The organism is Acinetobacter sp. NIPH 2699, assembly GCF_022549355.1.
GTDB lineage: Bacteria > Pseudomonadota > Gammaproteobacteria > Pseudomonadales > Moraxellaceae > Acinetobacter.
This window is the reverse complement of the sequence record NZ_JAKZGL010000001.1, coordinates 85929-106300: the sequence shown is the minus strand read 5'-3', so window position 1 is coordinate 106300 and position 20372 is coordinate 85929. Positions and strand designations below refer to the sequence as shown.

The 20372-nt window shown below is 39.2% G+C and carries 17 protein-coding genes and 1 pseudogene; 4 read left to right on the top strand and 14 right to left on the bottom strand.

Translation table 11 applies throughout. The features are described from left to right. Positions 1–91 precede the first annotated feature (91 nt). Both MMP72_RS00470 and MMP72_RS00465 read left to right on the top strand, forming a co-directional pair. Positions 92–1183 (top strand): 3-deoxy-7-phosphoheptulonate synthase, encoded by a 1092-nt coding sequence (locus tag MMP72_RS00470; protein WP_241313721.1) that lies wholly within the window; start codon positions 92–94, stop codon positions 1181–1183. 143 nt (positions 1184–1326) lie between these two features. Then, positions 1327–1929, top strand: a complete 603-nt coding sequence (locus tag MMP72_RS00465; protein WP_241313720.1) for a LysE family transporter — start codon at positions 1327–1329, stop codon at positions 1927–1929. A gap of 24 nt (positions 1930–1953) precedes the next feature. Here MMP72_RS00465 and MMP72_RS00460 read toward each other — a convergent pair whose 3' ends face one another. Further along, on the bottom strand, positions 1954–2772 hold the full coding sequence (locus MMP72_RS00460) for an AraC family transcriptional regulator (protein WP_241313719.1): 819 nt from the start codon (positions 2770–2772) through the stop codon (positions 1954–1956). A 119-nt stretch (positions 2773–2891) separates the two neighbouring features. Here MMP72_RS00460 and MMP72_RS00455 point away from each other — a divergent pair, with 119 nt between their 5' ends. Together MMP72_RS00455 and MMP72_RS00450 are read left to right on the top strand one after the other, a co-directional pair. Continuing rightward, positions 2892–3398, top strand: coding sequence for a hypothetical protein (locus tag MMP72_RS00455; protein WP_241313718.1), 507 nt, complete (start codon positions 2892–2894; stop codon positions 3396–3398). A gap of 77 nt (positions 3399–3475) precedes the next feature. After that, a complete protein-coding gene (locus MMP72_RS00450) occupies positions 3476–5587 on the top strand; it encodes a TonB-dependent receptor (RefSeq protein ID WP_241313717.1) in 2112 nt (703 codons plus the stop codon). A 39-nt stretch (positions 5588–5626) separates the two neighbouring features. Here the strand turns inward: MMP72_RS00450 and MMP72_RS00445 are convergent, their stop codons facing one another. From MMP72_RS00445 to acbD, 13 genes and pseudogenes are all read right to left on the bottom strand, one after another. After that, positions 5627–6367, bottom strand: a complete 741-nt coding sequence (locus MMP72_RS00445; RefSeq protein ID WP_241313716.1) for an adenosylcobinamide-GDP ribazoletransferase — start codon at positions 6365–6367, stop codon at positions 5627–5629. Beyond that, positions 6367–6966: a histidine phosphatase family protein gene (locus MMP72_RS00440; RefSeq protein WP_241313715.1), complete on the bottom strand. Its 600-nt coding sequence runs from the start codon at positions 6964–6966 to the stop codon at positions 6367–6369. Before MMP72_RS00440 ends, MMP72_RS00445 begins: the two co-directional genes overlap by 1 nt. Beyond that, entirely contained in the window at positions 6956–8026 is a 1071-nt protein-coding gene (gene cobT / locus MMP72_RS00435) for a nicotinate-nucleotide--dimethylbenzimidazole phosphoribosyltransferase (RefSeq protein WP_241313714.1), read from the bottom strand. The genes MMP72_RS00440 and cobT overlap by 11 nt, the downstream gene beginning before the upstream one ends. Positions 8027–8120: 94 nt before the next feature. After that, positions 8121–8645: a bifunctional adenosylcobinamide kinase/adenosylcobinamide-phosphate guanylyltransferase gene (gene cobU / locus MMP72_RS00430; RefSeq protein WP_241313713.1), complete on the bottom strand. Its 525-nt coding sequence runs from the start codon at positions 8643–8645 to the stop codon at positions 8121–8123. Positions 8646–8647: 2 nt separating this feature from the next. Continuing rightward, positions 8648–9271 (bottom strand): 2'-5' RNA ligase family protein, encoded by a 624-nt coding sequence (locus MMP72_RS00425; RefSeq protein ID WP_241313712.1) that lies wholly within the window; start codon positions 9269–9271, stop codon positions 8648–8650. Between the two features lie 78 nt (positions 9272–9349). Beyond that, a complete protein-coding gene (locus MMP72_RS00420) occupies positions 9350–11485 on the bottom strand; it encodes an HAD family hydrolase (RefSeq protein ID WP_241313711.1) in 2136 nt (711 codons plus the stop codon). Between the two features lie 238 nt (positions 11486–11723). Beyond that, positions 11724–14024, bottom strand: a complete 2301-nt coding sequence (locus tag MMP72_RS00415; protein WP_241313710.1) for a TonB-dependent receptor — start codon at positions 14022–14024, stop codon at positions 11724–11726. A gap of 215 nt (positions 14025–14239) precedes the next feature. Further along, positions 14240–14338 (bottom strand): annotated as a pseudogene (locus tag MMP72_RS00410) ((2Fe-2S)-binding protein); the annotation flags it as partial. Between the two features lie 80 nt (positions 14339–14418). Further along, the gene (locus MMP72_RS00405) at positions 14419–15636 is read right to left on the bottom strand and encodes an MFS transporter (protein WP_241313709.1); all 1218 of its coding nucleotides are present in this window, start codon (positions 15634–15636) and stop codon (positions 14419–14421) included. A gap of 51 nt (positions 15637–15687) precedes the next feature. After that, a complete protein-coding gene (locus MMP72_RS00400; protein ID WP_241313708.1) occupies positions 15688–18084 on the bottom strand; it encodes a TonB-dependent receptor in 2397 nt (798 codons plus the stop codon). Between the two features lie 14 nt (positions 18085–18098). Continuing rightward, entirely contained in the window at positions 18099–19349 is a 1251-nt protein-coding gene (locus tag MMP72_RS00395; RefSeq protein ID WP_241313707.1) for an MFS transporter, read from the bottom strand. After that, positions 19346–19717, bottom strand: a complete 372-nt coding sequence (locus MMP72_RS00390; RefSeq protein WP_241313706.1) for a hypothetical protein — start codon at positions 19715–19717, stop codon at positions 19346–19348. The genes MMP72_RS00395 and MMP72_RS00390 overlap by 4 nt, the downstream gene beginning before the upstream one ends. Next, entirely contained in the window at positions 19714–20352 is a 639-nt protein-coding gene (gene acbD / locus MMP72_RS00385; protein ID WP_241313705.1) for an acinetoferrin biosynthesis acetyltransferase AcbD, read from the bottom strand. The genes MMP72_RS00390 and acbD overlap by 4 nt, the downstream gene beginning before the upstream one ends. Positions 20353–20372: the final 20 nt, after the last annotated feature.

Here is a 20372-nt window from a genome sequence, read left to right as displayed (position 1 = left end):
AAATGATGCGAATCGCTAGTTAATCAATCGGGTTTTCGTGCTATATTCGTAGACAAATTAACCTCTTCTTTCGATTGAATTTGTGACAGCAATGAATACTCTACAGTCAAATCCAGTTTCTCAGCCAGATATCGACGACGTTAACATTAAAAGCATTCAAACTTTGATTACTCCAGCAGAACTTAAAAGTGACCTTCCCTTATCAGAAGTTGCCTATCGAACTGTATTGAATGGGCGTAACACTGTTCGTAATATTTTAGATGGTAATGATAAGCGCTTGTTTATCGTGATTGGCCCTTGTTCAATTCACGATACCAAAGCTGCGCATGAATATGCAGATCGTCTAAAAACGCTGAGTGAAAAAGTAAAAGATACTTTATACATCGTCATGCGTGTTTATTTTGAAAAACCACGTACGACGGTAGGTTGGAAAGGCTTAATTAACGATCCAGATATGAATGACTCGTTCAATATTGAAAAAGGTTTGCATATTGGTCGTGGGCTTTTACTCGAATTGAATGAAAAAGGTTTACCGTGTGCAACAGAAGCACTTGATCCAAACTCACCACAATACTATCAAGATTTAATTTCTTGGTCAGCGATTGGTGCACGTACCACAGAAAGCCAAACGCATCGTGAAATGTCATCAGGTTTATCTTCCCCTGTTGGTTTCAAAAATGGTACCGATGGTGGCTTAACGGTTGCAACCAATGCAATGCAATCAGTAAAACATGGTCATAGCTTCTTGGGTTTAAATGAGAGTGGTCAAGTTGCGATTATCAATACCAAAGGTAATCCATACGCGCATGTAGTTTTACGTGGTGGTAATGGTAAACCAAACTATGATGCAACTTCTGTGGTTGAAGCAGAAGCCGCTTTAGCGAAAGCCAAAGTCAGCACCAAAATCATGATTGATACCAGTCATGCCAATTCAAACAAAGACCCATACTTACAACCATTGGTTTTGAAAAATATCACCGAGCAAATTCTTGATGGTAACAAATCAATCGTGGGTATCATGGTTGAAAGTCACTTAAAAGGCGGTCGTCAGGATATTCCTGAAAACCTATGTGACCTCGTCTATGGTCAATCTGTAACAGATGGTTGTATTGATTGGGAAACCACTGAAAAAGCGTTATTAGAAATGCACGAAGCGTTAAAAGACGTTTTACCAAATCGTTAATATTTAAGTAGGTCTAAAAACAGGCTCTTATGAGCCTGTTTTTTTGTTCGTTAATTCAGCCAACTTGCACAAACGTACAATACAGCCCGTAGCACTTTGCCCTATTTTGATCATCCTTTGTTATTGATCCATTTAGGTTGATCATGGAAATTTTTCTTTATACTTTAAGTGTGATGTACAGCCCTGGTCCTGTGAACTTTATGGGATTAAATGCGGGGCTAACAGGACAGTTTTCCCGAACATTGGGCTTTTTTGCAGGTGTGGGTTGTTCCATGCTGATGCTATTTGTTGTATTTGGTTATGCAGGTGCAGCATTGATTCCCCATGCGTATTTGCATTTTATTGCATTGATTGGGGCAATCTATACATTCTACTTAGCCTATAAAATGATGACGGCACACACCGAATTAAAAACAGATCAAACCCAACACAAAACCCTCAATTTTTGGAATGGTTTCTGGATTCAGAGTCTGAATCCTAAAGCGATTTTGGTGATTTTACCTGTGACCACAATTATGTACCCCGCTGCACATATCACAGGTAGCTTGATTCTAATTGTTTCATTATTCATTTCTCTAGGTGCAGCAGGTGCTCCGTTGCTTTATTCATTCGCTGGATCAGTGATTGGCAAAAAATTGAGTAACCCGATTTGGCTCAATCATCTAAATAAAGTATTGGGTATCTTCTTGATTATTTCAGGTCTATTTATGCTGAATGATTTCTTAAAAGGCATGCATCTTATTTAAAACATTTTTAGTCGCAAGCACAGCTTATGTCTGACGCGTATAAATCTCTTTCCATCTTGCTGGGGTAATCCCAAAAGCTTTTGTAAAATGCCGAGTCATATGACTTTGGTCAAAAAAACCAGCAATGATGGCGGCCTGAGTCAGCGACTCCCCATACATCAAACACCTTTTCACGATATCCAATCGACGCATGGTCATATAACGGTGCGGACTGGTGCCAAATAGCAGTCTAAAATCACGAGAAAGACTCCAACGATCACGTTGTATATTCTGCTCTAAATCATCCAAACTGATGTTCTGATCAAGTGAAGCGTGAATAAACTCTCTAGCCCGCTCTGCCGCGATATAATCATAACGCTGCCTTGTGCGTGGTGGCTGACCTGCGACTTCATATAAGGTCGTCGCCAAGTCATATAAAGCATCTTCTTCTTCTAAAATATCCAATTGATTCTGCATATTTTGCAAAAGTGTATGGGTGACACGATAAAGCCGTGGATCATCACTTAGCCCCTGTTTAAAAAAAGGCAGAGGTTTGCCTTTCATGATCTTTTGAATCAATGCAGGTTCAACGTACATCATTCGGTAGTGAAAGCCTTCTTGGGTTCCCGCACTGCCATCATGTTTTTCATCTGGATGCAACACCATGGTCATGCCATGCTGACTATGTCGGACTTCACCACGATAATGAAAACTTTGCACACCTGACAAGGTTCGACCAATCGCAAAAGTATCATGTTGGTGTGGTTCATACGCATGATCAGAAAAGAAAGCTTCGATTCTTTCCAAGCGATCACTATCAGAAGCCCGAACAATCCAATCGGAATGATTTGCTATTTTTGACACGCTGATCTTCCTATAAGATATTGAATTCAGCAGTCTCAGAATACCTTAATTTTGCTTTGATCTATAAGTCATTTTTTGATTATACTGCTGCCACATTTCCCCTGCAACGTATCGCTGATATGAAGCCCAGTTTCCGTCAACATATGCACAAGTGGCGTACCTTATTTGGTGCGATTGCTTTGCTGTGTTTACTCTGGCATATCCTTTTACCAACAATGGTACATACAGGCATCGTACCTGCTCTCTATGCAATGCCATCACATTGCCAAGTCACAGAGATCCAAAAAGCCACATTGTTATCGACACAGGCACATAATAGTAGCCATCATCAACATATAATGCAGCAGCATAATCATCATCTTGATCATACGCAACATGGCTCACAGCTCAGTGAATATGCACAGCAAGTTTATGCACTTGCCAGCCAAATCATGAAGCATTGTCCTTTGTGTACTTATGGTTTGGATGCTGCTGCTATCGTGCCTTTAATTGCATTTATTTTCGTATTTTTATTGGCTTGGTTTAGTCGTGTACGTTGCCTATGCCATGCGTGGACAGAAGATCTACACATCGCTCGACTCTTTTATATTTTGCCCATAAAACAAGCCCCACCACTCGCTCTATAAATCGCAATTTTTTATACATCGTATCCAGTCAACCACTGCGATACAGCTTCGTTATTGCTTTTTTATAGAGTTTTTAAATGACTACTCCATTTCGTTTATCCGTGTTAACGGTTGCGTGCCTGTCTGTTACTTACAGTTCATTGGCCATTGCTGAATCGAATACCATACAAGATACCAAAACCTTGGCCACCATTGTGGTGACAGCAAGTCGTGAAGGCGAATCGCTGAGCAATACGCCTACTGCGATTAGCCAAGTGAATACACAAGCCTTAGAAGATAAAAATGCAACCTTCATTGGACAACTCATCAATCAGACCCCAGGGGTATTGATGAATGATTTAGGCAATGAGCAACACATGATGTCGATCCGTCAACCAATGACCACAGCAGCAGTCTATCAATATTTAGAAGATGGTATTTCCGTTCGTCCTGTTGGCGTGTTTAACCACAATGCTTTATATGAACTGAATCTTGCAGGGATTGATCGTATTGAAATTTTACGTGGCCCAGCCAGTAGTTTATATGGAAGTAATGCGATTGGTGGCACAATTAACTTTCTCACAAAAACGCCGAGTTTAACGCCTACAGCAGAGATTGGAATACTTGCAAGTAGTGAAGGATATCGTCGTCTTGATCTTGGTGCTTCCAATACTTTTGATACGGAGTTGGGTGAACAAGGCGTACGTCTTTCTGGTTATGCCAGTGATCGCGGTGATAGTTGGCAGGATCATGCTGAAAGTAATAAACAAAGCCTAACATTAAGACATGATTGGCGTATTTCTGATGCAACCCAAGTCAAGAATATCGTCAGTTATAATTATCTTAAAGCAGATATGACAGGTAGTGTAAACGCAAAAGATTTCAGTGAGCGTCCTGGTTATAGTTACCAAACATTTACCTATCGAGAAGTAGATTCCACCCGCTTATCTTCACAGATGAGCCATGCTTGGAATGATTTAAATCAAAGTCAGGTAACCGTGTATTATCGGGATAACACCACTGAACAAAACCCAAGTTATAGCATTCGTACGGATATGCGTAATGACATTCCAACAGGAACCTATACAGGACAAACGACTTATAATCAGTTCAAATCCTATGGTTTAAACTTGCAACATTCAACCAACATCGATCAAGTCAAATGGATTATTGGCGCGATGGCTGAACATACACCGAATAAAGCCAAAACCCATGATATTGAAGTTTTTCGTGATCCTGCAACACGTATTTATACAGGTTTTAAACTGCGCCAATTGTTACGTGATTTCAATGTTGATGTCGATAACCAAGCTATTTACACCCAACTGAATTGGCAAACCCTACCTATTTTAAACTTGGTCGCTGGTGCTCGATATGATTGGATTAAATATGACTATCAGAATAATTTAATGCCATCTAATATTACAGGTTCGCCAAATGAAACGCGTAGCTTTCATAAAGCCAGCCCACAACTTGGTTTTATTTGGAATGCTCATCCTCTATTCGATATCTATAGCAACTGGTCGCAGGGCTTTGTACCGCCTGAAGTCAGTAGTTTATATGGCGCAAACTTAGTGACACCAAATCTCACCGAAGCCACTTTTAATAATATTGATCTTGGGGTGCGTTTCAAACTCTTTGATGAGCGTTTAGATGGTGAAATCACCTTATATCGTTTAGACGGTGAAGATGAGGTGATCAGCTATACCAAACCCGATAATACTCGTGAACCACGCAATGCTGGTAAAACACGACATCAAGGTATTGAAATTGGTGGGACATGGAACATCACTGAACATTATGATCAACGCTTAAAACTTTCTGGTAGTTGGGCGAAGCATGAGTTTAAGCAATTCCAACCATCAACCAGCTTAAATTATAGTGGTCATCGTATGCCAAGTTCACCTAAGGCATTTGGAACCGTTGAATATCAAATCAAACCGATTCCTGAGTTGTTACTGTCCGCTGAAGGTGTGTATGTAGGATCATACTGGATCAATGATGCCAATACGGAGAAGTATGATGGTCATACGGTTTTAAATCTTCGCGCCACATATCGTCATAATGCTTATGAAATGTATGCGCATGTTCTGAACGCTGCTGATGTGCATTATGCGGAAAGTACCTCTTTTAGTAATAATCAAGCCAGCTTTACGCCTGCTGCACCACGAACTTATTTACTCGGCTTACGTTATCATTTCGGAAAATAATCAGATCAAGTGCAGCTTTTATTAAAAAGCTGTACTTTTTTAAATATAAAATATCGCCATAATAAAGCTTAGCAGTATCCCAACTTCAACTAACTCAATCGCAGCGCCAACTGTATCTCCAGTAATCCCACCAATTCTTTGCATAAACTTCGTACGCAGATAAAAAAGCAAAAGTATAAAAGTCAGTAAGCTAATAACACCTTGCCATTTAAATGCACAAAGCAATGATATTATAATTACAAATACAAACCACGCTGCTTTTTTCGGAATAAAGTCGGTGATTGAACGCCCAAGCCCATTATCACGTACATATCGAGTTGTTAAGAAAAGAAATAAAGGAACACTCCTGCCAATCGCTGGAACTACAATCAAAAAGGTATATAACTGCTGTTCCAAGAGTACATAAATTGCAGCAAATTTAATCAAGCAAACAATCACTAAACTGAGCACACCGATTGGTCCACATGCAGGATCTTTCATGATCTTTAAAGTGCGTTCGGAATCACCAAAACCACCGACCCATGCATCAGCCATATCCGCTAAACCATCTAGGTGTAATCCCCCAGTCAGCCAAATCCACAACACTAAAATGAGACTCGCAACTAAAATGGTTGGCAGTTTGAATAACAGAAGAGAAGAACCGAATAAAATGAATCCAATCAACAAACCAATCAATGGATAAAACAGCACAGATTGAGCATTTTGTTTTGGGTCTGGTATCCTTTTTAACTTAATTGGTAATATCGTTAAAAATTGCAAGGCAATCCAAAAAGGTAACATCAGACACATTCCTGAAAGCTTAATTGTTCTTGCTGTTGTGAAATGATTAATGAATAAAGCTGTCCTAATTCAGCAGGCATTTTTAACAATTCATTGACATCTTGTTGTCTAGCCAAACAAGTCAGTAACTTAATGACTCCGCCATGCGTCACAATCAAAGCAGTTTGCCAATGGTTTTCCTGCATTTGCTGATGAATTTGTTCAAAACCAGTCAGGATTCGTTGTTGGAATTGCGCTAAAGATTCACCATTTGGTGCGTGGTATTGAGTCGGAAACTGCCAAAAGTTGGCCAATAACTCAGGCGATGTTTCATAAATCTTTTGTGTTGAAATCCCTTCCCAATCACCAAAATACATTTCTTTAATGTGCTGATTAATAATTAAAGGTCGTTGCAAAAGTTTTGCCAGATGCTCTGCAAAAACACAGCAACGTTGTAAAGGTGAACTGATAATCACATCCCAAACAGTATTCTGATCAATTGCATTTTGAGTAGTTGATTGCATCTGCAACCAACCTTGTTGAGTGAGTTCATCATCGAGATGCCCACGCAGTGTATGGCTCAGTGTGGTTTCACCATGCCGTAATAAATCAATGCGCAACTTTGTCCCCTGAAACTGCTGCTTCTGCAAAAGTTGCCATTTGATTGTGTAACACACAAGCCAGTTGAATCATTGACAGTGCAGCTCCAGCGCCACTCCCTTCACCTAACCGTAGGTTCATGTTTAAAATTGGCTGAGCATTTAGTTCTTTTAATATCCGTTGATGACCATATTCAGCGGACTGATGTCCGAATAACATCCATTCTCTGACTTGTGGTTGAATACGTATAGCGCACAAGGCTGCAACTGAACTAATAAATCCATCAACGATGATTGGCAGACCTATTTGCGCACAACGTAAATATGCACCTGTCATTGCAGCAATTTCTAGCCCGCCTACTGCCGCCAAGATTTTAAAAACATCGTTATCAGTATGTGATTGATGTAATTTCGCAGCGCGATCAATAACTGCAATCTTATGTTGCAACTGTTCATTATTAATTCCAGTCCCAACACCAGTCAGTTGCTCGGCACTTTCATTCAATAACAAACAGGCCAGTGCTGATGCTGAACAAGTATTACCAATGCCCATTTCCCCAGCAATAAAGACATCAGCATCATTTGATTTTGCCAGATCAACGCTGTCTTTACCCAATTGTAATGCAGCAGCACATTCTGATTCACTCATCGCCGTTTGTTTGGCAAAATTTGCTGTACCTGCTCGAATACAATGACGCTCAACGCCAATATAGTCATAAACATCACCGACCGTACCACAATCAATTACCTGTAAATGTGCTTGATGATGTTTGGCAATCACACTAATGGCAGCACCGCCAGATGCAAAATTTTGGAGCATTTGACGTGTCACCGCTTGTGGATAGGCAGAAATATTTTCTTCAACCACGCCATGATCACCTGCAAAAACACTAATCCAAGGCTGTTGTATTTGTGGATGAGCTGTACTTTGCAAACTGGCTAACTGAATCGCAATTTGTTCAAGATCGCCTAATGCACCTGTTGGTTTAGTCAATTGCGATTGGCGTTGTTCAGCTTGCAATTTTGCTTTCATCTCTGGTTGCCTAACTGTCGTCAAAAACCAATCTACTTGTTCAATCATTTGTTTTTCATACCAATTCTAAAAGTTTTTTAATTTTAAAGAGAAACATAACCATCATTTACGATCACGTTGGCGACAGAGAGTTAATTTGTTGTTAATCCTCATTTTCTGCTTTTAAAATCATGGGAAAGCCTGCTACACAAAATACGACTTTATGGGCTAACTGCCCTAAAACTTGATGCAAACGCCCTGCTTCATCGACAAAACGACGATTGATTTCGCCCATTGGTACGACACCAAGACCTGTTTCATTGCTGACCAAAATAATTTTTGATTTCAGTTTTGGCAGTACATCAAATAATTTTTCAACTTGTTGTTGCTGCAATGCCAAATCTTCAGCTAGCAATAAATTGCTCAACCACAAGGTAAGACAATCAACCAAAATCAACTGATTTTCCTGATCAAGTTGTCGTAGTTTGTCAGCAAGAAAAATGGGCTCTTCACACAAATACCAGTGTTCAGGGCGTTGCTGTTGATGATGTACAATCCGTTGTTGCATTTCTTCATCTAAGGCTTGCGCCGTTGCAACATATACAACAGATAAACCACTCTCTTTAGCTGTTTGTTCAGCCAAACGACTTTTGCCTGAACGAGCGCCACCCAAAATCAGTTGCAACATATTTAACCTAATCTAAGCTGATGATAAGGATAAAGGAATCCTTGTAAAATCTGTGCTTTATAATAGCCGAAAGTTAAATGATCTACCTGAATTTTAAATTTTCGTGGTTGCAACTTTTGTATACGCTCAAGGACCAAGTCACTGCTCCATGCCTCACGATACAGTCCCAATGTAATATGCGGACAATATACGGGAGCTGCAACTTCCTTTGAGCTTTGGTCAAAACATTGACGGATTTTTGTGAGAATCTCATTCTGATCATGAATATGTAAAAATAAAGCACTGCTATAGCTATCCACTTGAGTAACTTCAAGTTCGAAAGCATCTAGCTGTAATTCTTCTAAACATTCAATTTGTTGCTTGAGTTGAGAAATTTCAAAATCATCATCAAAGTTGGGTATATTTGCCGTCAAAAAACCAGCCACAAACAAGGTAATATGATATTGGCGTTGATTCAATGGAAGCAATAGATCAGAAAATTCTTGTTGTAATTGATCTAGATATTCAATCAGTTCAGGTTGATCAATTTCGATATACCACACACCATATTCGACCCGACCGCGATGCCATTCAGAATAATCATGTTCGCTAGTCGCCATCAGTTTTGTGGATGCTTGTAATAACACAACTTGCTAGATCATTTTCGAAGTTGTGTTATTCAAACATAAATCACGTCGTTTTTTAAAGCGCCTTGACGCTTTAATTTAAGCTATTTCGGGCTGGGTTCCTAAGCTCTTTTTAAAATCAAGTCCGATACCCTGTTCTTTCAATTGCGACTGTATTCCGCTATAAAGTGCATCAAGTAACACTTTATGCTGACTTTCAGGAAGATCCAATTGTGTAACATGTTTTTGTAGATGCTGTACGATTACCATTTCATCTACATCTAGAATTTTTAAAGCATACACATAGCCGTAAATCGCCCCTTTCAATAAATTTTGATAAGGAATTTGCTGGTGGATGTGCTGCTCTATGCTACCCAAAACACGCTCATTAAAACTTAGCTTCCGTAAAGGGTCTCTAGCCACGCGTTCACAAGGATCTTTGTAGGCTGATCGACATGAGTACAAGAAACTCTCTGCCATGCGATCCAATTCTTTGGCTTGATTTGGAACGATATTGCCTAAGCCCAATTTAACTTCATCGACCAGTTGCTCAACAAAACACTGCATCCTTTGATCAGACATCGCGATACCGATGGTTTCCATGTCATTTAGACTTGCATACCAAGCCAACATGGCATGACAGCCATTCCACAAACGATTTTTAATCATTTGAATATCTGCAATCTGATCAACTAGGACCATTTGACGCATTTTGCTTAAGAGCGGACTTCGATTTTCAACATAAATTGGCATGTCTGCTTCACTGTTGAATAAAATGAGATCCATATTTTGCATGCTTTGACCCGCTTGGAATTGCTCACGTAGGTCTTCCAAGCATCGCGTCATTTGTTTCTCATGTTTCTCGCTTAAAGTGGTTTCATCTGAAAGTTCAACCGAGTCTTCATTCAAGTTGGCTTGACTCTGTATATATAAGCGATGCTTGATATTGAGTTGACGATATAAGGCTTGATCGGTCAGTTTTGAAACCATTCGGTTCACGACCGTATCACAAAAATAGTGTTCACTTAATATATGTTCAGCAATGTCTTCATCACTGATTTCAAGTAAAGCATCACGGATATATTTGAGTACCAGATATTTTGCACACACTTTATTGAGAACAATTAAAAAAGTAATTGGTTCATTATTATGCTGTATATCCTGAGACATAAAACGAGCAAGTAAGCCCTTCGCAATCACTTTAGCTTCTGATTCAATTGCATTTTCAGGGATACATAATGCAATCAGACTGGACTGCATATACATTTCAAGCATTTGCTGTTCATTATTAGCATCAATGACAGTTAGATTATCAATTCGCTCATCATAAGAGGATTGACCATATCGGATGCTATAACCAGCAAAAGTATTCACAGACTCAAGATATAAACGATTTCTCGTCGATGCCAATATTCGTTGTGGTCGGGTAAAACCATCCCAATGCGACAGGATTTGGGCAATATAGCCACCACCAATTGCACCAAAACCATGAATCCCAACCGTTAACTGATTTAGACTTTGTGGAAAAGCTTCTTGTAGTATCGGCATTCCCATTTCAGGAATATATTGATCTAAAGCATTTAGGCACTCATACATGTCTTGATAATAGAAATTTGCCTTAGACAGCATTTCGTCATTTGGTTCTTTGATATCTTTAAGTAAAATGGTTATACCAGCCGCATCATAAGCCGAACGAATACCATTTTCAGAGTCTTCAAACATCAAACAGGTCGATGTATCCAAGTTTAACTGTTCAGCCGCCTTTAAGAAAATTTCTGGATGCGGCTTACCCTTTTCAACTTCATCGCCACAAACCAATACATCAAAAAATTTATAAACATTGGCATTAATCAAATATTCTTCTGCAATTGCACGACGGCTAGAAGTTGCAACGGCCATCCTTAAACCGGACTTTCTTAACCGCTCTAAGACTTGAACCAAGCCCCTTTTAATGGGTACGCCTAGATGACGAACAGACTCTAATTCTAATTCATCAGCACGTTTTCGAATTGCTTGATAAGGAATATCCTCACCATAATATTTTTGCGCGAGCTGCTCAGCAGTTTTTGCACTTAAACCTAAGCAGTGCATGAGATAATCATCAGAAAATTCCTGTCCAATGAGTTCTTGAGATGCCTGTTTCAATGTTTGAAACCGTAACCGCTCAGTATCAAACATTGTGCCATCCATATCAAAAATTGCCCCATGAACAGGATAATCATGAAAAATAAGCATTTTTACTCCTTAGCTTTTTTATTACGTTATCTAGAATAACCAATAAAGATGCCAATAATGCAGGCTGTAAATAAATGAAATGAAATTGATCAAAAAACATACAACAAGCTAAGCTTCTTATTGTCATTTGTTATAATTGGGTAAAAAACTTGCACCTTTAAAGAATTTGTGAACGTTTAATGATCGGATTTGAGCTTTGCCAGCTAGACATAAGCCCAAAACGTTTGATCATCTTGAATTAATAGTTAAAGGTATAACTTAAGCCATAAGTACGGCCTTCAGCAGGGATTTCTAACAATGGATTACCATTTGATACTGCTACTTGTTGTGCAAATACCGTATTGTATTGAAGGCCCCAAACGTTATATACACCAAAATCTACACGACCTTTCCAGACTGGTGCATGCGCTAACACATCCATCGTAGCGTAGCCTTTAATTTTTGCAGCAATATTTCCATCATTTTTCACAGCTTGTTGGAATGCTTCATCATTACTCGCAGCAGCGAATGCTGCTAGTTTACGATCATCATTATAGGCCTTGCTTGTCCCTTTAATTGCTTGCATTTGAACACGCACGCCATAACCTTCATCATTATCCCATTCTGCAAATAATGTTCCTTTCACTGGCGAAACAGCAAAAGAGTTTAGTTCATGCCATTTATTTGCTACATCTTTATATTGCCCACGTGTATAAGCTAAAGTACCACCAACTTTGTAATTATCCATAAATGGATAACTTACCGTTGCTTCTGCACCATAAACACGTTGATCCGTATCTACAATTTTGGCTGCTCGATTACTGAATTGTAACGTTTTATCAGAGGTGTTATAAAAACCTGTTAATCCTACATTTAAACCATCATCCTGGTTTAAACGCCAACCCAATTCGTAGCTATTCACAGTAATCGGTTGGAGGTTTGAAGTTGAGACCGTATAAGTAGATACATCACGTAGCATACGCTGCACATCTGGGAAGCTAAAACCTTGTGAAAAGTTTGCATAGATTTGCTGTGTATCATCAATCTTATAAACGGCCCCTAAATTAAAGAGAGGTTTATCATCATGGGTAGAACCAGCAGGAACCATTGTTGATTCACGACTTGGAATATAAGCCTCAGTATCCGCCTGAATATATTGATAACGTATGCCCGCTTGAACGTTCAATAGATCATTAATGGCATAGTCACCTTGTACAAAAGCACCAACATTTTGAACTTCTGTATTAGGACCATACCCTTTACGTACACCTGTTGGCGTATAAACTAAATATGGATATTCTGTTGCCAAAATATCAACATACTGCTCATCCTTTTCCCAATCATAATCGAGACCATAAGTTAACTTAAGGTCTCTATCCGCAATACTAAAATCTGATTGCATAGTTGAACGTAAGCCTGCAACATCAATTTCTGATTGAGATTGGTTAACAGAAGTCACGGCTTTCGTTGTCAAACCATATGGGAAAAATCGCGCTTTTTCATTTCGGTAATAAGCTTCGATATTCAGAACTTGACCTAAAAAGTCTTGATTTTGATATTGTGAATTTATTGCGTAGCGTTCGGTAAATAAATGGTTACCCAACTTCAAGCCTTTAATCGCCTTATAACTTGGTGCAGTAACATCATTACTTGTCCCTGTAGTAGGTAAGTATGAATAATCCGGGCCATAATCCGTATCTTGTTTGTCTTTATAATATTGTGCGCCAAAACTTAATGTTTGATTATCTGCTAAATTGAAATTTAGTCGACCATTGACATCAATGGTATCCGTGTCCATGGTACTGCCTTGCCAAGGACTTAAAGAGATACGATCACCATCTCCATCAAACTGAGAACCGCGACTGGTGAAGTTTGCACCTAAGAAGCCATCTACATTACCTTTGCTAAATGAAACCGATTGTCCTACTTCATACGCCAAACCATCACCACGGAATGTGTCAGAAGAAGTAATACCGACTTTGCTTTCAAAGCTTAGTGGTTTTGACGTATCAGCACGTTTGGTGATGATATTGATAATACCTCCTGTCGCTCCAGAACCATAAATGCTAGTGGCGCCAGAAATAACTTCAATACGTTCAATCATACTTGGGCTGATGCTGTTCAACTGGCGAGACACATCACGTGAACCTGTTTGTGATACGCCATCAATCATAACCAATACATTACGGCCACGCATGGATTGTCCATAGTTACTGGTCGTGCCACTACTTGGTGCAAGTGATGGTACCAATTGCGCTAACACATCAGCTAGTTTCCGACCTGCGCCACTTTGTTGTTCAATTTGTTTTTTTTCAATAGTTTGAACTGTACCAGCAATATCTGCAATATTCTTTGGTGCGCGTGTTGCTGTTATCACAATTTTTTCTAACTGAGCCGTAGGCTTTTGTGTAACCGATGCATCAGAAGAAACTGTTTCTGCATACGCCTGTTGAGCAAACAGGGTCAAAACAGCAAGACAACACGGTGTCATCTTAAATAAAAACTGTTGTGTATTTGTTTGGCTCTTTAATTCAGCCCCAATTTCAGTGTTCACATTCATTTTTTACTTCTCCAAAAAGCCTTTCACGCCACTATAAATATCCAAAAAGCGAGACATTATACTTAATCTAAATATTAATGAGAATGATTAACATTAAAATGGTATACATATTATTTTATGCAAACAAATCGAGCAAAGTCTTACAATCAGTAATTGATCGTCCGATCGTTGAAGTTGCAATATTTTGATAAGCGGCAACTAATCATTCAGAGTGATCAGTTTGAGTCATGATTTACTTTCATTTCTTTTAACTGTAAAGGACAATTTCCACATAAAGTTTGCCCTACTTCTTCAAGCTGAAAATAGAAACAGCATTAATGCTTTTTACCGCAATATATAACTGGTCTTTGTCCACTCTTTCGAAAAATACAAACCAGTATTCATGCTATAAACGCTATGAATGACTCAAATAAGCATTCCGCTCTCTCAAAATCGTAATGCCAATGAAATACAGCCCAACAATAATCATTAAAATAAGTAAGAGATAAAATGGCAGAGCTATCCCATACTGATATAAAAATGTGCTTAATAAAGGCGCAACAATTAATCCTAAAGCTTGAATAGCTGTACACATACTTGCCATTTTGACCTGTGCATCTTGATTGACAGACTGAGCCGCGCCGGTAGTAAATGCAGGTAAAAGACTCGCAACGCCCATCCCATAGAACACATAACTTGCTTGGAAAATATGGATCTGACTTGTAAATAGAGATAATAACAATCCAGTAATCATACACATGATCCCCAAACCAACTAATATCTGTAACTTGAGCTTTATAACCTTCATGATTAAAATTTGAGTAATCACTAAGCTAAAACCAACGATCAGCATACACTGGGAAAAATAGCTCGCACTTTGCTGTGTCGTTAACTGAAAACGATCTTGAATATAAAAACCTGCCGTCATATTGAGTGTCACAATCGCAACATACGTACTAAAGCCAAGTATTAACCACGGTAAAGCAGGTTTTATTGAAAATGTTTTTACTGATGTGTTCGAGTCTAGTTGAATATTCTCAGCAGAAATGACTGGGGTCTTACGAAAGGAAAAACTTAATACAATGCTAAAAATAATGAGTAGTGCAACCGCAACCCACATGGGTAGTAAAATCCCGCCAAGTAATAAAACTGAAGTTGCAAACGGTCCAAGGATCATCCCTAAACTATTCATTGCTCCATACATTGCCATTTTTTGGCTACGCTGTTCAGTACCTATTACCTGTTGCATAACATAGCTTTGCAAACCAATTTGGGGCATTGCCATAAAAGCACCTGTCATTGCTCTACTTATCACTAACAAAATAAAAATAATCAATACAGGAAGTGTTTGATGAATCCCAAAATAGAGGATCAATGTAAAAATAGCCCAAGTGATTGTCATCCCCCAAAAACCATAACTCATTAATTGGTATGGCGTCTGTATTTTTTGATTTTTAGCGATAAAGACAGAGGCTATTGCCATACAAATTGCACCCGCAGAAACAATGATACCGCCTTGTATTTCGGTCAATTGTAACTGTCGAATTAATGGTGCAAGTAAAGGTAAAATCATGGAAAAGCACGTGCCATTGGCTAAAGTCGCCCAAGCCAGTAATTTAAAATTTTGCTGCATAGTTCAATCATCAAAAGAAAAGGCACCTCAACAGATGCCTTTTTGATTAGATTAGTATTTGAGGGTGTAGCTCAAACCATAAGTACGGCCTTGTGCAGGTAAGCTAGACATCGCACCATAAACAGCTTCAGCCGCTTGACTAAATACAGTTTTGTATTCTGTGTTCCAAACGTTATATACACCAAAGCCTAAAGTACCAGGACCAGCTTTAGCATTGGCAATCACATCCATAACTGCGTAGCCTTTGATTTCACTCGGTAGCTTGATATTTGCTCGCCCGGTTAGATCTACATTTTTATAATCTTGCATTTCCTCTTTTGCTTTATCTGTGCCACTGACAGCAAGTGCTTGAACACGAAGACCAAAGCCATCATTAAACTGCCAATCTGTATATAGCATACCTTTTAATGGTGAAATACGCGTGCTATCTAACTCTTGCCATTTCCCATCTGAATTTTTAAATTGTCCGCGTGTATATGCAACTGTCCCACCTAAAGACAAACTATCCGTTACTGGGTAGTTAACATTTGCCTCAGCACCGTAAATACGTTCATCCGTATCAACAACATCAATATTGTAAGCAGGCGCACTATTAAAACGTACAACTTTATCCGAGGTATTATAAAAAGCCGTTACACTTGTATTGAGACCACTATCACCTTGTAAACGCCAACCTAATTCATAGTTATTGACCTTGATTGGATCAATATTATTACTATTCACACCGAAATTAGCAGGTACATCACGAAGCATACGTTGTACGTCAGGAATGCTAAAACCCTGTGAGAAATTAGCAGAAACCTGTTGGGCATCATTTAAATGATAAACCGTTCCTAGGTTAAATAATGTCGCGTCATGTTTAACTTTACCACCAGCCAAGGCTTTTGCTGTATATGGATATACTAAATCGTTTGTTAGAATGTCAGCAGGAATAGATTCACGATATGGTGTTGAATCAGAAACTTTACTATCTATTCGCTCATGACGAATACCAGCTTGAACATTCAATCTATCTGATACTTCGTAATGACCTTGTAAAAAGGCACCTAACTTTTTAATTTCTGTGTCTGGTCCAAATTGATATGTTTTCTCTGGTTCAAAATTCAGACCATTACTTGCATAAAATTGATCGAAATTAAATCGGCGTGCAGACGCTTTATCCTTTTCATTTTCATAATCTAAACCATAAATTAAACCTAGTTTACGATTTGAAATCTCAAAATCTTTTTGTAAGGCTGTGCGTAAACCCCATACATCAATTTCTGTCTCTGATTGTAAAACGGCATACCCTAGACGAACAGCTTTTAAGAAATCAGGTGAAAGAGGGTTTGCATAATTTGGATAAAGTTGTCCTAAGCCGCCGTTTAAAGTTCCATGTCCAAGCGGAGAAACTGTTGGGAACCAGCGCCCTTTTTCATTACGATAATAAGCTTCAACATTCAACTTTTGACCTAATATATCTTGGTTTTCATATTGAGTATTAATTGCATAACGCTTTGTTCTAGGCTGGGTGTCTAATTGTAGGCCTTTTATAGCTTTTAAACTTGGTTTTACAGCGGTTGGAAATAATAAGTTGGCGGCATTATTACCAGAATATTTACCATAATCAGCACCATAATCACTGTCTTGTTCATCATTATAATATTGTGCACCAATACTAATACTTTGCTTGTCAGCAAACTGCCAGCCTAGACGACCATTTACATCAATAGTTTCGGTATCTTGGCGGTCAGTCTGTGCTACTTCAGGCCCAATGCGGTCACCATGACTGTCTTGAATCTCACCACGCTTGGTATAGCTTGCACCTAAGAAACCATTCCAATCACCTTGCTTAAATGCAGCGGATTGATACGCTTCGTATGCCAAAGCATCACTTTTAAAATTATCACCAGAAGTAACTCCTAATTTTGATTCAAAATGAATGCCATCAGTCGAACCTTTTTTGGTAATAATATTGATAATACCACCTGTCGCACCTGAACCATAAATACTGCTTGCGCCAGACACGACTTCAACACGCTCAATCATATCTGGGCTAATGCTATTTAATTGGCGTGAACTATCTCTCGAACCTGTTTGAGGAACACCATCAATCATATATTGCACGGTACGTCCACGCATGGTCATCCCGTAGTTACTTGTTGTGCCAGAATTTGGGGTTAGTGATGGCACCAATAAACCCAAAATATCTGCCGTACTTTTACCAGCAGCAGCCTGTTTCGCAATATCTTCTTGTTCGATGCGATAAACTGTCCCTGCAATTTCAGCAATACTTTGTGCTGAACGGGAAGCAGTCACTACGATGGGTGCAAGTTGGGTTGGCTTTTGGCTTTCAACAGCAGCGTTTACTTGAGTAGAGGTTTCTACTTCAACTGTTTGTGCATAAAGCTGCGTGCTAATCGCTAAGCTTAAAATTGTTAGTGATGTTGAAAGTGAACGAACTTTCATAAATTACCCCTAGTTTAGATGAGTTGTTGCGAGTGTTTTGATTTGTGAATTAGAAATTGACTGAGTAATACGCTTAAGACAGATGCTGCCGCGAGAATGAGATAAAAGTTTCCATAGCCAAAAGCTTTAGCCAAGAAACCAGACATTGCTCCGCCAAGGAAATAAACCAATAGCTCGAAACAAACTAAAATCGTGAAATCTGTTCCCGCCTGCTCTTTAGAGCTGGTATGCATAAAGTGGGCATACAAAGCGGTCATGGCGATATAACGAATGGCTAAAATAACAACGACAAACACACCAAGTAGCATATGCCACTGGTCAAACCAACTGAGTAGAACAGCAACCCCTAGCAAGGCATAAATTAAGGTGCGTACCCAGCCTGCCCAAATTAGAAGCTGAGTTGCCGCTATTTTTTTCAATAAAAATGCAGCTGATACTGCTGCTAATAAACCTACACCTGCTCCAACCACTGACATCAGTATGCCAATCTCAGCAAGTGACCATTTTTGGTCAATCAACATTGGATTTAACATAGCCATAGCTGGTGCTTCGACCACGCGATAACACACGATCAGAGCCAGTGCCCATAACATTTCAGGACGCTTAAAGGCACGAATCAGGCTCGGTGTTTGCTTGACTATCTTTTCAGTGGATTGTTGTTCTTGAATAAAGAAAATGGCAAGCATAGTCAGTGCAGTCATGGCTGCTAAACAAATCAGCGCAGTTTGCCAACCATACAATTGATAAAGCCACAAAGTTGCAGCCCCACCAATCATACTGCCCAGTGCGACACCAATACTTTGTGCCATACTTCCGAGTCGATATTCAGACTCAGAAAAGGTTTCTACGGTATAACCATCAATGGCAATGTCTTGTGTTGCAGCGAAGGTGGAAATCCATAAACCGACAATTACAAATACACTTAGACCATAATCAAACTGTGTCAATGCCAAAGCAACGACACCTAAAACTAACGCAATTTGAGTGAATAAAAGCCAAGTTTTACGTTTACCGAGTGCCTTAAAATAAAAACGATCAATCAAGGGTGCCCAAAAAAACTTAAATGCCCATGGGATATAGAGCAGCGATAGCATCCCAATCCAACGTAAATCCACACCTTGATGGCGTAAAATTGCTGGTAGTGCGACATTATAAAAATACAGCGGCAATGCATGTGCGAGATACAGCACAACCACAACAGATAGGCTCAGAGCTGATACGGTTTTGATTGGCAAGGTATTGTCATGATTGAGTTGTTGATTCATAACCACCTCTGTATTGCCCATTGCATGGCATCGGTTTTATTCAAACTCACAAAATAAGGAACATGCCAGGCTTTTTGCAAAGCTGGCGTGTCTAATCGAATACGATCCTCTTCATTTTGAGCAATTCGAGCAAATCCTAAACAATATTGGTAAAAATCTTGTTTATATTGCTTATACCATTTGCCTTGGATTACTCGATATTCTTCAGGAAACTCGGTATTGACCTCGGTCTGCATAATCAACACAAAACTTCTTTTTTGTTCGAAATATTGTTGAATATGCGCTAACCATTGTTCAAATTCTGCCACCTGAACATGCGCAGCAAAACGCATGTCCAAGATGTGCATCTCATTTATGAATAAACTCATGTAACACTCAGGATTTTGGCTGGCTGATCAGCGAGCTGTTGTTGTGATGTTTGGTAATATTCCCCAAACTTGTTATAAAAAGTTTCTCTAAAGCAGTAGTACAACATCGCCGTTTTTTCGGGCATTGGAATTAAACGTTGGGTTTCGTAGCACAGCTCTGCCACCACAGCAGCATAAGGTTTAACCGTATGGTCTGGTTCACCCACAATTTTTTTCGCTTGAGAATGTTCAAAAATATAGAAACTGAGTAAACGAATGGTTGGACGTAAAAAGCCCTTACCAAAGACTGACTTATCACCAAATAGCAAATGCCAACCGAGATCATTGTCATCGCCATCATAATAGCGACCTAAACGGTCACGTTTGCCCTCATAAATTTCGGTATAACCCACATCCTTGCCATCCACACCAACAATCAATAAACGCTGATGGTCATCTGCCAACATCTTGTCGAAATAAACTTGTAGTTCTAACTCTGATTTATTTAATTGCCACTGCGGAATCACATGTAGCTCATGCATCCATTGATGGAGCAAAGGAATATCCTGTGGATATTGCACTTGACGTAAGTAGTACTGTGTTCCATCTTCGTGGTATTCAAAATAATCAGGTAATTGCTGAGAGATTGTTTTCATATCGAACCTTTTTTAAATTT